This window comes from Streptomyces sp. NPDC005202, from assembly GCF_040608235.1.
Taxonomy (GTDB): Bacteria; Actinomycetota; Actinomycetes; order Streptomycetales; family Streptomycetaceae; genus Streptomyces.
In genome coordinates, this window is sequence record NZ_JBEXHW010000025.1 from 50,903 (window position 1) to 63,665 (window position 12,763).

At 74.3% G+C, this 12,763-nt stretch carries 11 protein-coding genes and 1 pseudogene; 7 read left to right on the plus strand and 5 right to left on the minus strand.

Annotated features, from left to right (window positions below):
• Positions 1–238 precede the first annotated feature (238 nt).
• From ABZV31_RS28020 to ABZV31_RS28040, 5 genes and pseudogenes are all read left to right on the plus strand, one after another.
• Positions 239–1,561 (plus strand): MFS transporter, encoded by a 1,323-nt coding sequence (locus tag ABZV31_RS28020; protein WP_355899223.1) that lies wholly within the window; start codon positions 239–241, stop codon positions 1,559–1,561.
• Positions 1,562–1,653: 92 nt separating this feature from the next.
• A pseudogene (locus tag ABZV31_RS28025) lies at positions 1,654–2,450 on the plus strand (putative hydro-lyase).
• Positions 2,451–2,469: 19 nt separating this feature from the next.
• Positions 2,470–3,228, plus strand: coding sequence for a 5-oxoprolinase subunit PxpA (locus tag ABZV31_RS28030; protein ID WP_355899225.1), 759 nt, complete (start codon positions 2,470–2,472; stop codon positions 3,226–3,228).
• Positions 3,229–3,245: 17 nt separating this feature from the next.
• Positions 3,246–3,863: an allophanate hydrolase subunit 1 gene (locus ABZV31_RS28035; RefSeq protein ID WP_355899227.1), complete on the plus strand. Its 618-nt coding sequence runs from the start codon at positions 3,246–3,248 to the stop codon at positions 3,861–3,863.
• A complete protein-coding gene (locus ABZV31_RS28040; RefSeq protein WP_355899229.1) occupies positions 3,860–4,729 on the plus strand; it encodes a biotin-dependent carboxyltransferase family protein in 870 nt (289 codons plus the stop codon). Before ABZV31_RS28035 ends, ABZV31_RS28040 begins: the two co-directional genes overlap by 4 nt.
• A 476-nt stretch (positions 4,730–5,205) precedes the next feature.
• Here the strand turns inward: ABZV31_RS28040 and ABZV31_RS28045 are convergent, their stop codons facing one another.
• The 5 genes from ABZV31_RS28045 to ABZV31_RS28065 all read right to left on the minus strand — a co-directional run bounded on the left by ABZV31_RS28045 (position 5,206) and on the right by ABZV31_RS28065 (position 10,615).
• Entirely contained in the window at positions 5,206–6,060 is an 855-nt protein-coding gene (locus tag ABZV31_RS28045; RefSeq protein WP_355899232.1) for an SGNH/GDSL hydrolase family protein, read from the minus strand.
• Entirely contained in the window at positions 6,057–7,217 is a 1,161-nt protein-coding gene (locus tag ABZV31_RS28050; protein ID WP_355899235.1) for a glycosyltransferase, read from the minus strand. The genes ABZV31_RS28045 and ABZV31_RS28050 overlap by 4 nt, the downstream gene beginning before the upstream one ends.
• Positions 7,214–8,341, minus strand: coding sequence for a glycosyltransferase family 1 protein (locus ABZV31_RS28055; RefSeq protein WP_355899238.1), 1,128 nt, complete (start codon positions 8,339–8,341; stop codon positions 7,214–7,216). The genes ABZV31_RS28050 and ABZV31_RS28055 overlap by 4 nt, the downstream gene beginning before the upstream one ends.
• A 139-nt stretch (positions 8,342–8,480) precedes the next feature.
• Positions 8,481–9,899, minus strand: coding sequence for a HEAT repeat domain-containing protein (locus tag ABZV31_RS28060; protein WP_355899241.1), 1,419 nt, complete (start codon positions 9,897–9,899; stop codon positions 8,481–8,483).
• A gap of 323 nt (positions 9,900–10,222) precedes the next feature.
• Positions 10,223–10,615, minus strand: coding sequence for an ankyrin repeat domain-containing protein (locus ABZV31_RS28065; protein WP_355899244.1), 393 nt, complete (start codon positions 10,613–10,615; stop codon positions 10,223–10,225).
• 308 nt (positions 10,616–10,923) lie between these two features.
• Between ABZV31_RS28065 and ABZV31_RS28070 the strand changes: the two genes are divergently transcribed.
• Positions 10,924–11,118 carry a hypothetical protein gene (locus ABZV31_RS28070; RefSeq protein ID WP_355899247.1) on the plus strand — a complete coding sequence of 65 codons (195 nt, stop codon included), beginning with the start codon at positions 10,924–10,926 and terminating at the stop codon, positions 11,116–11,118.
• Between the two features lie 40 nt (positions 11,119–11,158).
• Positions 11,159–12,751: a hypothetical protein gene (locus ABZV31_RS28075; protein ID WP_355899250.1), complete on the plus strand. Its 1,593-nt coding sequence runs from the start codon at positions 11,159–11,161 to the stop codon at positions 12,749–12,751.
• Positions 12,752–12,763 lie beyond the last annotated feature (12 nt).

Genomic DNA, 12,763 nt, shown 5'->3' on the forward strand with positions numbered 1-12,763 from the left:
GCACGAATCCCTGACGGCACGACTTCGGCGGCACGAACCCCTCACCGGCACCACGTCCGCACGGCACGAACCCTCCCCGGCACGACTTCCGCACGGCACGAATCCCTGACGGCACGACTTCGGCGGCACGAACCCCTCACCGGCACCACGTCCGCACGGCACGAACCCTCACCGGCACGACTTCCGCACGGCACGGCTCAGTCCTCAGCACCCTCCGTCCCTCACCTGCGAGGTGCCCATGAGCACGACCCCTCCACCCCAGGCCCTGACCTCCGGCGAAGCACGGCCCGGAACGAGTGAACACACCGTCGGCGACGGCGCGTTGGGCTGGTTGCGGGCCCTGGACCCGCGCGGCCGGCGCGCCTTCGCGGGCGCGTTCGGCGGCTATGCCCTGGACTCGTACGACTACTTCACGCTGCCGCTGACCATGGTCACGCTGGCGGCGTACTTCGGCCTGGACAGCGGCCAGACCGGCCTGTTCACCACCGTCACCCTGGTCGTCTCCGCGATCGGCGGCGCCGTCGCCGGCGTGGTCGCGGACCGGGTCGGCCGGGTCAGGGCACTGATGATTACGGTGATCACGTACGCGGTGTTCACCGTGGCGTGCGGCTTCGCCCCCAACTACGAGACGCTGCTGGCGTGCCGCGCCCTCCAGGGCCTGGGGTTCGGCGGGGAGTGGGCGGTCGGCGCGATCCTGGTCGCCGAGTACGCGAGCGCCAAGCACCGGGGCCGCACGCTCGGCGCGATCCAGAGCTCCTGGGCCGTCGGCTGGGCACTGGCCGTGATCGTCTACACGGTGGTCTTCTCCTTCGTCGGCGACGACCTGGCCTGGCGCGTGATGTTCTGGACCGGCGCGCTGCCCGCGCTGCTCGTGGTCTGGGTGCGGCGCCGGGTGCACGACGCGCCGGAGGCGACGGCGGTCCGTGAGAAGAGCGCCGAGAAGGGCTTGTTCGCCGCGATCTTCAAGCCGGGCACGGCCGGGGCTCCGGGCCTGCTGCGGACGACGGTCTTCGCGGGCCTGCTCTCCACCGGTGTCCAGGGCGGCTACTACACGCTGGCGACCTGGGTGCCGACGTACCTGAAGACGGAGCGGGGTCTGTCGGTCGTGGGCACCGGCTCGTACCTGGCGTTCCTGATCTCCGGCGCCTTCATTGGCTACCTGACCGGCGGCTACCTCACCGACCGGCTGGGCCGCCGGCGCAACATCTGGCTGTTCGCCCTGCTGTCGGCGATCTGCATCCTGGCGTACGCGAACATCCCGAGCGGCGCCAACACCCTGCTCCTGGTGCTCGGCTTCCCGCTCGGGTTCTGCATGTCGGCGATCTTCAGCGGCTTCGGCTCCTACCTGAGCGAGCTGTACCCGACGGCGGTGCGCGGCACGGGCCAGGGCTTCACCTACAACACCGGCCGCGCCGTGGGCGCCGTCTTCCCGACCCTGGTGGGCTTCCTGGCCGACAGCTGGGGCGTGGGCGGTGCGCTGGTCTTCGGCGCGATCGGATACGGACTGGCCGCACTGGCACTGCTGGGGCTGCCGGAGACGCGCGGGAAGGAGCTGGCGTGAACCGTACGGACGACCGTCCTCCGACCGTTGCGGAGGACCGCCCCCTGGCCGCCTCGGACGACCGCCCCCCGGCCGTTGCGGAGGACCGCCCCCTGGTCCTCGTCGACGAGCACGCGCACGCGTGGAGCCCGAAAGCGGCTCGGGCCCGCTTCAGGGACGGGCTGGCGGGCCCCACGGCCGGGGTCGCGGCGGGCCACACCCAGGTGAACCTGGTCTCGGTCCCCGCCGACTGGGCGTACGACATGCTGCTGTTCTGCCAGCGCAACCCCAAACCCTGTCCCGTTCTCGACGTCACCGACGCCGGATCCTTCACCACCGTCCTCGCCGACGGCGCGGATCTGCGCACCGACCTGCCCCGCTACCGGGTCTGGCAGGACGGCGAGCTGGTGGCCGAGCCGACGGACGTGCGCGCCCACTGGCGCGAGGACCTGGTGTCGTTCCTGATCGGCTGCAGCTTCACCTTCGAGTGGGCGCTGACGGAGGCAGGCGTCCCGGTCCGCCACATCGAGCAGGGCCGCAACGTCCCGATGTACGTGACGAGCCGTCAGTGCAGGCCCGCCGGGCGACTGCACGGTCCTCTGGTGGTGTCCATGCGTCCGGTGCCGCCGGAGCACCTGGCGGCCGCGATCCGGGAGAGCAGTCTGCTCCCGGCGGTGCACGGCAGCCCCGTCCACTGCGGCGAACCGTCGGTGCTGGGCATCGAGGACCTCGGCCGCCCGACTTCGGCGACCCGGTGGACGCCGAGCCCGACGACATCCCGGTGTTCTGGGCCTGCGGAGTGACCCCGCAGGCGGCGGTGACGGCCTCCCGCCCGCCGTTCGCCATCACCCACGCACCGGGCCAGATGTTCCTGACCGACGCCCGCGACGAGCAGTACCGCGTGGCCTGAGGAGAAACACATAGGAGCCATGACCTCGATCGATCTGAACGCCGACCTCGGCGAGGGCTTCGGCCGCTGGCGGCTGACCGACGACGAGCGGCTGCTGTCCGTCGTCACCAGCGCCAACGTGGCCTGCGGCTTCCACGCCGGGGACGCGGCCACCATGCGGCGGGTGTGCGAGCTGGCGGCCGAGCGCGGGGTGCGGATCGGCGCGCAGGTCTCCTACCGGGACCTCGCGGGGTTCGGACGGCGCGCGATGGACGTGCCGCCCGCCGAGCTGGCGGCCGAAGTGGCCTACCAGATCGGCGCCCTGGAGGTCTTCGCGCGGGCGGCGGGCACGCGCGTGTCGTACGTCAAGCCGCACGGCGCCCTGTACAACCGCGTGGTGCACGACGAGGAGCAGGCGGGCGCGGTGGTTGAGGGGGTGCTGCTCGCGGACGCCGCGCTGCCGGTGCTCGGGCTGCCCAACTCGCGGCTGCTGGAGCTGGCCGAGAAGGCCGGGCTCCCGGCGGTCACCGAGGCGTTCGCGGACCGTGCCTACACCGACGAGGGCACGCTGGTGCCGCGGGGCAGCGACGGTGCCGTGGTCACCGACCCGGAGGCCGTCGTGGAGCGCTCGCTGGGTCTGGCCCGCTCCGGGACGGTCACCTCGCACTCCGGGGCGCGCATCGAGATGCGGGCCCGCTCCCTGTGCCTGCACGGCGACACTCCGGGCGCGGTGGACCTGGCCCGCCGGGTCAGGGACCGGCTCGTGGAGTCCGGTGTCCGGGTGGAGGCCTTCGCATGAGGGGCGGAGGCCTTCGCATGAGGGCGCTGCCCGTCGGCGAGAGCGCCCTGCTGGTCGAGGTCTCCTCGGGCGAGGAGGCCCAGGCCCTGCACGCGGAGCTGCTGCGCCGCCGCGCGGAGGGCCGGCTGACCGTCCGCGAGATCGTGCCCACGGCCCGCACGGTCCTCCTCGACGGCCTGGACGACCCGGACCGACTGGCATCCGAACTGACCACCTCGCAGGTGCCACCCTCACCCCCGCGCGAGCAGTACGTCGTGGAACTCCCCGTGCGCTACGACGGCCCGGACGTCGCCGCCGTCGCCGCCCACTGGAACGTCCCCGAGTCGGAGGTGTCCCGCATCCACGCGGCCACCGAGTTCCGCGTCGCCTTCTGCGGGTTCGCCCCCGGCTTCGGCTACCTCACCGGCCTGCCCGACCGCTACCACGTTCCGCGCCGGGCCACCCCGCGCACGGCCGTCCCGGCCGGTGCGGTGGCGCTGGCGGGCCCGTACACAGGCGTGTACCCCCGCTCGTCGCCGGGCGGGTGGCAGCTGATCGGCACGACGGACGCGGTGCTGTGGGACCACGCGCGCGTGCCGGCCGCGCTGCTGTCGCCGGGCACGCGCGTGCGCTTCGTCCCGGTGGGTGCCGCATGACGGACCGCGCGCTCGCCGTCGTACGCGCCGGGGCGCTGACCACCGTGCAGGACGAGGGGCGCCCCGGTCACGCGCACCTCGGCGTGCCCCGTTCCGGAGCGCTCGACGCACCGGCGGCCGCGCTCGTCAACCGCCTGGTCGGCAATCCCCCTGGGGCGGCCGTTCTGGAGACCACTTTCAACGGCTGCGCCCTGCGGCCCCGTTCGACGGTCACCGTGGCGGTCGGGGGCGCGCCCTGCCCGGTCTCGGTGGACGGCCGGCCGGTCGCCTGGGGAGCGCCGGTGCGGGTCGCCGCGGGGGCGCTGCTCGACGTGGGGGCGGCCGTGTCCGGAGTACGCAGCTACGTCGCCGTCTCCGGCGGCATCGCCGTCGAGCCGGTCCTCGGCAGCCGCTCCACCGACCTGCTGTCCGGGCTGGGCCCAGCCCCGCTCACGGACGGCACGGTGCTTCCCCTGGGGCAGCCGGTCGGCCTCCACGGGCGCGTGGACGTCGCCCCGCAGCCGCGCCCTCCGGCCGAGCTGGTCCTTCGCGTGACCCTCGGGCCCCGCGACGACTGGTTCACCCCGCAGGCCGTGCGCGTCTTCACCTCACGCACGTACCGCGTGTCGTCGGCGAGCAACCGTATCGGGCTGCGGACCGAAGGACCCGCGCTGGAGCGGGCCCTGCCGGGTGAACTCCCGAGCGAGGGCATGGTGCTGGGTGCGGTCCAGGTGCCGCCCGACGGCCGGCCGGTGGTCTTCCTGGCCGACCACCCGACCACCGGGGGCTACCCGGTGATCGGGGTGGTGCGTGCCGCCGACCTCCCGGCCGCCGCACAGGCGGTGCCGGGCACGCCGGTCCGCTTCGTGGCCGTACGCCGCCGCTGAGGCCGACCGGCGCGGGCAGGCCTGGACGCCTCGCGCGGCGTCCGCTCGCGCCCGGCCCCCGGCGCCCCACACCACGCGCCCGGCCGCCCGCGCCCCACGCCACACGCCCGGCCCCCAGCGCCTCACACCACACGCCCGGCCGCCCGCGCCTCACGCCACACGCCCGGCCCCGGCACCTCACGCCACACGCCCGGCCCCGGCGCCCCACACCACACGCCAGGCCCCGGCGCCCCACACCACGCCGGCCTCCAGCGCCTCACACCACACGCCCGGCCGCCCGCGCCTCATGCCACACGCCAGGCCCCGGCGCCCCACACCACACGCCAGGCCCCGGCGCCCCACACCACACGCCGGCCTCCACGCCTCACACCACACGCCCGGTTGCCCGCGCCCCACGCCACACGCCCGGCCCCCGGCGCCCCACACCACGCGCCCGGCCGCCGGCGCCCCACACCACGCGCCCGGCCGCCCGCGCCTCACGCCACCTCGGGCTCCGACGTTTCCGCCACCGACAGCGCGGCCAGCGCCGCGGACACCGCGGCGGATGCCCGCAGATCGAGGCGGGCGCTGGTGCCCCGGGCGCGGTGGCGCATCTCGTCGGCGGCCAGGGTGAGGAGCTGCGGCAGGAGGTCGGTGCAGCGGCGGGCCACCCAGCCGGTGCCCGCGGTGACCAGCCACCACAGGGTCGCCGCCTTGGTGGGCGCGGGGAACTCGGGCTCGGGCGAGGGCGCGGCCCCCGTCGCCAGCCCCGCCTCGGCGAGCAGAGCGTGGAAGCGGACGGCCAGCTGCCGGTGACCGCGCTCGCCGGGGTGCAGCCGGTCCGCGCTCCACATCGCGCGGTCCGTGAGCCACGCCCCCTCGCCAGCGTGCAGGTGCACGGCCCCGTACCGGTCGGACAGCGCGTGCACCACCGTGTTGACCGCCCGCTGCCGCCGGGCCAGCGGGCGGGCGAGCGCACCCGGCAGGCCGAGCATCGCGCCGGGGTCGGGCAGACACGCCGTCAGCAGGACCGCGCCCTGGCCGGTGAAGGCCGCGTACACCTGGTCGAGCCGGGCGGCCACGGCATGGATGTCGAAGGTGCAGCGCAGGGTGTCGTTGACGCCGATGAGGACGGACACGATGTCGGGCCGCAGGGCCAGCCCGGCCGGGGTCTGCCGTTCCAGCACGTCCCGGGTCTGTGCCCCGCTGACCGCGAGGTTGGTGAACTCCACGGGCTCCTCGGCGAGTCCGCCGGCCAGCAGCGCGGCCCAGCCGCGCCACCCGTCGCCCACGGGGTCGCCCACGCCCTCGGTCAGCGAGTCACCGAGGGCGACGAAGCGGACGGGTCTCATGCCACGCCCTCCGGCACGAAGCGACGGGAGGGCACCGGCGCGTCGTGGGCGGCGAGGAACGCCTCGACGGAGGTGGCCCACCCGAAGCACTCCGCACGCGCGCGTGCCGCCTCGCGCCGCTCCCGCTCCGGGCGTTCCAGCAGCGTCTCCACGGCGTCCGCGAAGGCCTCCCCGCGGTCCGCCGCGGTGGCCCCGGCGGTGCCGATCACCTCCGGCAGGGCGGAGGAGGCGCTCGCCACCACGGGCGTGCCGCAGGCCAGCGCCTCCAGGGCGGCGAGGCCGAACGTCTCGGCGGGCCCCGGTGCCAGGCACACGTCGGCGGAGGCCTGGAGCGCGCCCAGGAGGCCGCGGTCGGAGACGTGCCCCAGGAAGGTGACCGGCAGGCCGCGCTCGCGCGCCCGCTGTTCCAGGCGGGGCCGCAGCGGACCGTCCCCGGCCACCACCAGCACCGCCCGCCGCCCGCGCCGCAGCAACGCCTCCAGCGCGTCGAGCGCGTTGCCGGGCCGCTTCTCCACCGAGAGCCGGGAGCACATCACCAGCAGCGCCTCGCCCACGCGCGCGTGCCGAGCGCGGAACCCCGCATCCCGCAGCGCGGGGTGGCGCTGCACCAGGTCGACGCCGAGGGGAGCGCGTACGACGTTGCGCGCGCCGATCCGGACGAACTCCCGCTCGGCGAACTCCGTGGTGCACACGACCCGTGAATAGGTGTGCGCGGTACGGACGTTGAGGGCGTCGGCGGCGCGCCGGGACAGGTTCTCCGACAGGCCCCAGGTGCGCAGCACGCCGTCGGCGGTCTCGTGGGACACCATCACGGCGGGGACGCGGGCCCGCCGGGCCCACTTGCCGGTCCACCGCAGCGTCGTACGGTCGGAGACCTCCAGGCGGTCCGGGGCCAGCTTCTCCAGGAGGGCGGCCACGCGCCGCTTGTCGGTGAGGACGCGGTAGCCGCCGGTGCCGGGCAGCAGCGGCCCGGGCAGGGTGATGACCCGGCCCTGCTCGGTCTCGCGGTCGGTGTGGCGCTCGGCCGGCACGATGAGCACCGGTTCGTGGCCCGCCGCCTTGAAGCCCTTGCCCAGCTCCCGCAGGGCGGTGCGCAGTCCGCCGGAGGCGGGGGCGACGAAGTTCGCGAGCCGGACGATGCGCAGGGAGCCGTTCATGCGGCCACCACCGTCTTCCGTGCGGCGAGGACGTCCTCGTAGTGCGCGATGAGCTGGTCGCCGACGGCCGCCCAGGTACGGCCCTCGACGGTGGCGCGCCCGGCGGCCCCGTACGCGGCCCGCAGCGCGGGGTCGGCGACCAGCGACCACACGGCGTCGCGTACGGCGGCCGCGTCGCGCGGCGGGACCAGCAGCCCGGTGCGGCCGTGGGCGACCAGATCGAGCGGGCCGCCGGCGGCGGGCGCGACGACGGGCACGGCGCTGGCCATGGCCTCCTGCACGGTCTGGCAGAAGGTCTCGAAGGGGCCCGTGTGCACGAAGACGTCCAACGAGGCGAAGATCCGGGCGAGTTCGTCACCGGTGCGCCGGCCCAGGAAGGCCGCGCCCGGCAGGGCCTCGGTCAGGTGTGCCTGGCTGGGCCCGTCGCCCACCACCACGACCCGCACGCCCTGCAGGCCGCAGACCCCGGCGAGGAGTTCGACCTGCTTCTCGGGGGCGAGCCGTCCGACGTAGCCGACGATCAGCTCGCCGTTCGGGGCGAGTTCGCGGCGCAGTGCGTCGTCGCGGTGCTCGGGGCGGAAGCGGACGGTGTCCACGCCACGTGGCCACAGCCGGACCCGGGGCACGCCGTGCGCCTCCAGATCGTGCAGGGCCGCGCTGGAGGGGGCGAGGGTGCGGTCGGCGGCGGCGTGGACGGAGCGGATGCGCCGCCAGGCCGCGGCCTCGCCGGCGCCCATGTAGGTGCGGGCGTACCCGGCGAGGTCGGTCTGGTAGACGGCCACGGCCGGGATGCCGAGCCGGGTGGCGGCCGCCATGCCGCGGACGCCGAGGACGAAGGGGCTGGCCAGGTGGACGAGGTCGGCGCGGTGCTCGGTGAGCGCCGCGGCGACGCGCCGGCTGGGGAGGGCGACGCGGACCTGGGGGTAGCCGGGGAGCGGAAGGGAGGGGACACGGACGACGGGGCACGGCGCCTGGGCGTCGGGCCCGGTCCCGGCGGCGGTGGCCGGAGCGACGACGAGGGGAGCGTGACCGCGATCGACGAGGTGCCGGGCGGTCTGGAACGCGCAGTGGGCCACGCCGTTCACATCGGGGGGAAAGGATTCGGTCACGATGACGACACGCATACCGGTGTTGTCGCCGTGCTGGACGTGGCCGCGTCAACGTGGATCTTTCCGGACGAGGAACGTCCCATGAGCGTTGGGCTGCACAGCCGAGCAGGTCAGCCCGTGTCCACGCGCTCCTGACTCCCGGGTCACCGGACGTTCATGCAGTCGGCATGTCGGGCCCGAACCGGCTGCGTACGGCTGTCTGGACCTCGGCCTCCTCGGCCGGATCGGCGGCGAGCCGGCGCAGCCGCTCGACGACGCGGGTGTCGCCGGTTTCGGCGTGCCGGGCGGCGAGCTCTCGGGTGGTCTCCTCGCAGTCCCACAGGCATTCGACGGCGAATCCGGCGGCGAAGGAGGGGTCGGTGGCGGCGAGGGCGCGGGCGGCCCGGCCGCGCAGGTGGGAGGAGGCGGTCTCGCGGTAGATGTGGCGCAGGACCGGCGCGGCGCAGGTGATGCCGAGCCGTCCGGTGCCGTCGACGAGAGTCCACAGGGTCGGTGCGTCGGGGCCCTCGCCCCGGACGGCCTCCCGGAGGGCGGCGAGGACCAGGTCGCGGTCGCGGGTTCCACCGCGGCAGGCGAGCATGCGTCCGGCGGCGGCACCGAGGGGGTCCGGCCGGTGGGCCCAGCCGCGGGCCCGGTCGACGGCGGCGACGCTGCGCATGCGTTCGAAGGCGTCGACGGCGGCCTCCACGACGACGGTCGAGCCGTCGGTCACCGCGGACTCGATCAGGTCGAGGGCGTCGGAGTCGTTGCTGTCGGCGAGGTAGCGCAGGGCGGTGCAGCGGGCTCCGTCGGTGCCGTCCTTGGCAGCCTGGACGATCTCGGGCCGGTCCTCGGGCCCGGCGACGGCGGTGAGACAGCGGGCGGCCGGGACGTGGAGGGCGGCACCGCGTTCGAGGCCCTGCTGGGCCCACTCGAAGACGGCCTGCACACTCCACCCCGGACGGGGCCCGGTGGGGCGCATCTGCCGCTGCCAGCGGTCGAAGCATCCGGTCTCCTGGGCGGCACGCACGCGCGTGGAGACGTATGCGCGCGGATCCTCGGCCCACAGCCGCCACGGCCGGGGCTCGAAGGCGTCCCGCATGGCCGCGGCCAGCTCGGCCTCGCCCTCGGCGTCGGCCGGAAAGCGCGCCAGGACGGGCAGGGCGAGGGCACGCAGCCCCGCGTCGTCGTCCCGGAGGGCCAGTTCGTCCAGGGCCCAGGCCCAGTTGGAGCCGGAGGCGGCGTACCTGCGCAGCAGGTCGAGCGCGTCCGGCCTGCCGTACGAGGCGAGGTGCCCGAGGACGGCGAGGGCGAGCCCGGTGCGTGACTCGTCGGTGTCGAGGGCGTCCTCGGGATCGAAGAGGTGTGCCTCGATCGCGTCCAGGTCGCCGTTCAGGTCGAGGAAGAGCCGGGCGTAGTAAAGGGAGCGGTTCTCCACCTGCCAGTCGTGGCGGGGGTCGCGCAGCACACAGTGGTTCAATGCCGCGAGTGCTTCGGCGCGCGGCGCGGTGAGCGCGTGCAGCGTGCCGTCGCCGCGGCCCCGCTGGAGCAGGCCGAGCAGCGTACCGCTGGGCGCTATGACCGGATCGAACATGGGAAACAGCCTCACATCAAGCGTCGACGCAACCGGGGACGTGCACTACCTGGCCGCGTGACAACACGTCGGGGCGCCCGCCGTTTCCTGCTTGCTGTAAGCCATCTTCCTCTGCCTCTCGTCGGTGGCCCATGCGGACCGCATCACGGTCCGCGCGGTGCGGCGTCACCTGCCCAGCCATCGCGTCCGTGAATCACGACGTCATGATGACCCGGCGTGTGAGCTGCCGCGACCGAAATTTCCGGCGGCCCCGTACCGCCTCCCCCGTTTTCCGTGTCCTGCCTGGTCAGGAAGGTCGTTTCAGCTACTCACGGCCCTGAAGATCACTGTTCGCCGAACAGTTCCAGCAGTTCCGTCCTGCCGAACATCCGGGCCGTGTCGACGGCCGACGGTGTCCCCGCGGCCGGGTCCGCGCCGCCCGCCAGCAGAACCTTGATCACTTCCTGCTCGCCCTTGAAGACGGCTCCGGCGAGGGGCGTCTGCCCCCGGTCGTTGACGCGGTCGACGTCGGCACCGCGGGCCAGCAGTGCGCGGACCGCGTCGGCGTGGCCGTGGTAGGCGGCGAGCATCACGAGGGAGTCGCCGCGGTCGTTGGTGAGGTTGGCCGGAACGCCCGCGTCGACGTACGCCACGAGCGCCTCGGTCCGCCCCTGCCGGGCCAGATCGAAGATCTTGGTCGCCAGCTCCACGACCTCGGGGTCGGGGGCTTCACTCATCGGCCGGACCGCCTCTCACTGCGAACGATGGGACTGCGGGGAGCAAGCGTACGGCGGCGAGCGATGCAGCCGTACGGGTGAATCGCCAGCGTACTGGCTCGTGCGGCACATGACCCGATGTGCCCGAGGTAAAGATCACCACAGACGCGGTCGGACGCAACAGTGCTGCTCATCCGGCCCAAGCGACTCCACCAAGCGACGGAAATCGAACAAAATTCACCCAGTTGCACCTTTTGTCATATGGATACATGCTGTGATCCTGGAAGGACTCAGGGTGACTGTCCCCCCTCGACACCAGGAGATCTCACATGATCCTCTCCATCTCAGGCGTCGTCATGCTCGGCGTACTCGTCGTCGTGTTCTTCCGCAAGGACGGACTGAAGCCGTCGCACGCCTGCACCTCCGCCCTGTTCGGCTTCTACCTGGCGAGCACAGCCCTCGCCCCGAGCATCAAGGCCGGCGGCGAGAGCCTGGCCAGCCTGCTCGGCGGCATGAAGTTCTGACGCCGCCGCTCCCGCCCGCACGCACCTCCAGGAGGCAGCAGTGGCCCGGCGCCCCCTCCCCCGCATTCTCAGCACAGGCAGCGCGCAGCTCGCCCGGAGCCGGGAGCTGGCCCGGACGGCGGCCGACAGCGCCACCGACGTCCTCCACCCGCTGATCACCATCGCCCGCGGTCTGCGTCGGCTGGCCTCGGGCGGGCGGCGCAAGTGGGCGGACACGCCCAAGGACCGGCGCGGGCCACTGCTGTTCCTGGTCGCCTCGCTGATCCTGGTCGTGGCGCTCGTGCCGTACGGCCCGCTGCTCGCCGCCATCGCGCTGATGGCGGCGGCGGCCTGGCAGGGCCGCGACGGCACGCGGGAGCCCGAGGGCCCCGACGAGTCGCGCATCAAGCGCCTCCAGTCGCTGTACGAGGCCCTGGTCCCGTACTTCTCGGCCGCCGAGGACCCGGCGCCCCTGTACGGGTACGGCGGCGAGTGGGCGAAGGCCTTCCCGTCCTACGAGTTCGACGACTCCGGCCGCGTCTCCCACCTGGTGATCCGCTACCCCGCGTACTTCACCGACGGCGAGCCCGAGGCCCGCGCCCGGATCGAGCACCTGCTCACCGCCAAGGCGGGCCGTGGCCGCGAGTACCTCTTCACCTGGGACGAGGAGGGAAACCAGCTCGCGGTCACCGCCCTGGCCCCGCTCCCCACCGACGTCGCCGCCCAGCGCTTCGTCACGGCCCCGGGCGAGACGGTCCTCGGCTTCACCGACCCCAGCGAGGTCCAGCGCACGCTTCCCCTCACCTACGGTGAGAAACAGCGCGACGTGCCGCCGGTCGTCTGGCGCACGGGCATCCGCTCCACCGAGCCGCACCTGCTGACCCTTGGCCAGCCGGGCAGCGGCACCTCGACGCTGCTGCGCTCCATCGCGCTGCAGGCCCTCCAGCACGGCGACGTAGTGATCGTCGACGGCGGCGGCACCGGCGAGTACGCCTGCCTGACCGGCCGGGACGGCGTCCTGGCGGTCGAGTGCGGGCTGGCCGGGGTGCTGGCGAGCCTGGAGTGGGCGGCCACCGAGACCGAGCGCCGGCTGATCGCCGTCAACCGGGCCCGGCAGGCCGGCCACCCGCCGCCGGACGACACCAAGCGGCCCCTGTGGATCCTGCTCGACCGGCCGACCGCGTTCACGCACCTGGCTGCCGCGGACGGCCGCAAGGACCCGCAGGTCCTGCTCCAGGTGCCGCTGCGGCACGGCCGCGCGGTGAACGTGACGGTCATCGTGGCCGACCAGTTCGACAGCGCGGACGCGCTGAGCGACGCCGTACGGCAGCACACGCGCGCGCGTGTCGTCCTCGGGCCCGCGACGGCCGAGCAGCTGAAGGCGGTGCTGGGGGCGCCACCGCACACCACGCCGCTTGCGATCGTCCCACCCGGGCGCGGGTACGCACGGCTCGGCACAGGGGCGGTCCACCGGCTGCAGGTTCCGGCCACTCCGGATCCCTACGACGACGCGACGAGCGAGACGCACCGGCAGGCGGTGCTGGATCTCCTGCCGCCGAAGACCACGCCGGCGGACGGGGAGTCGGTTCCGGAGCCGGACCCTGTTCCGAAGGAGGCAGTCGTGACGGAGGCTGCCGTGGCGGAGCCTTCTTGAGGGCCGGAGCCT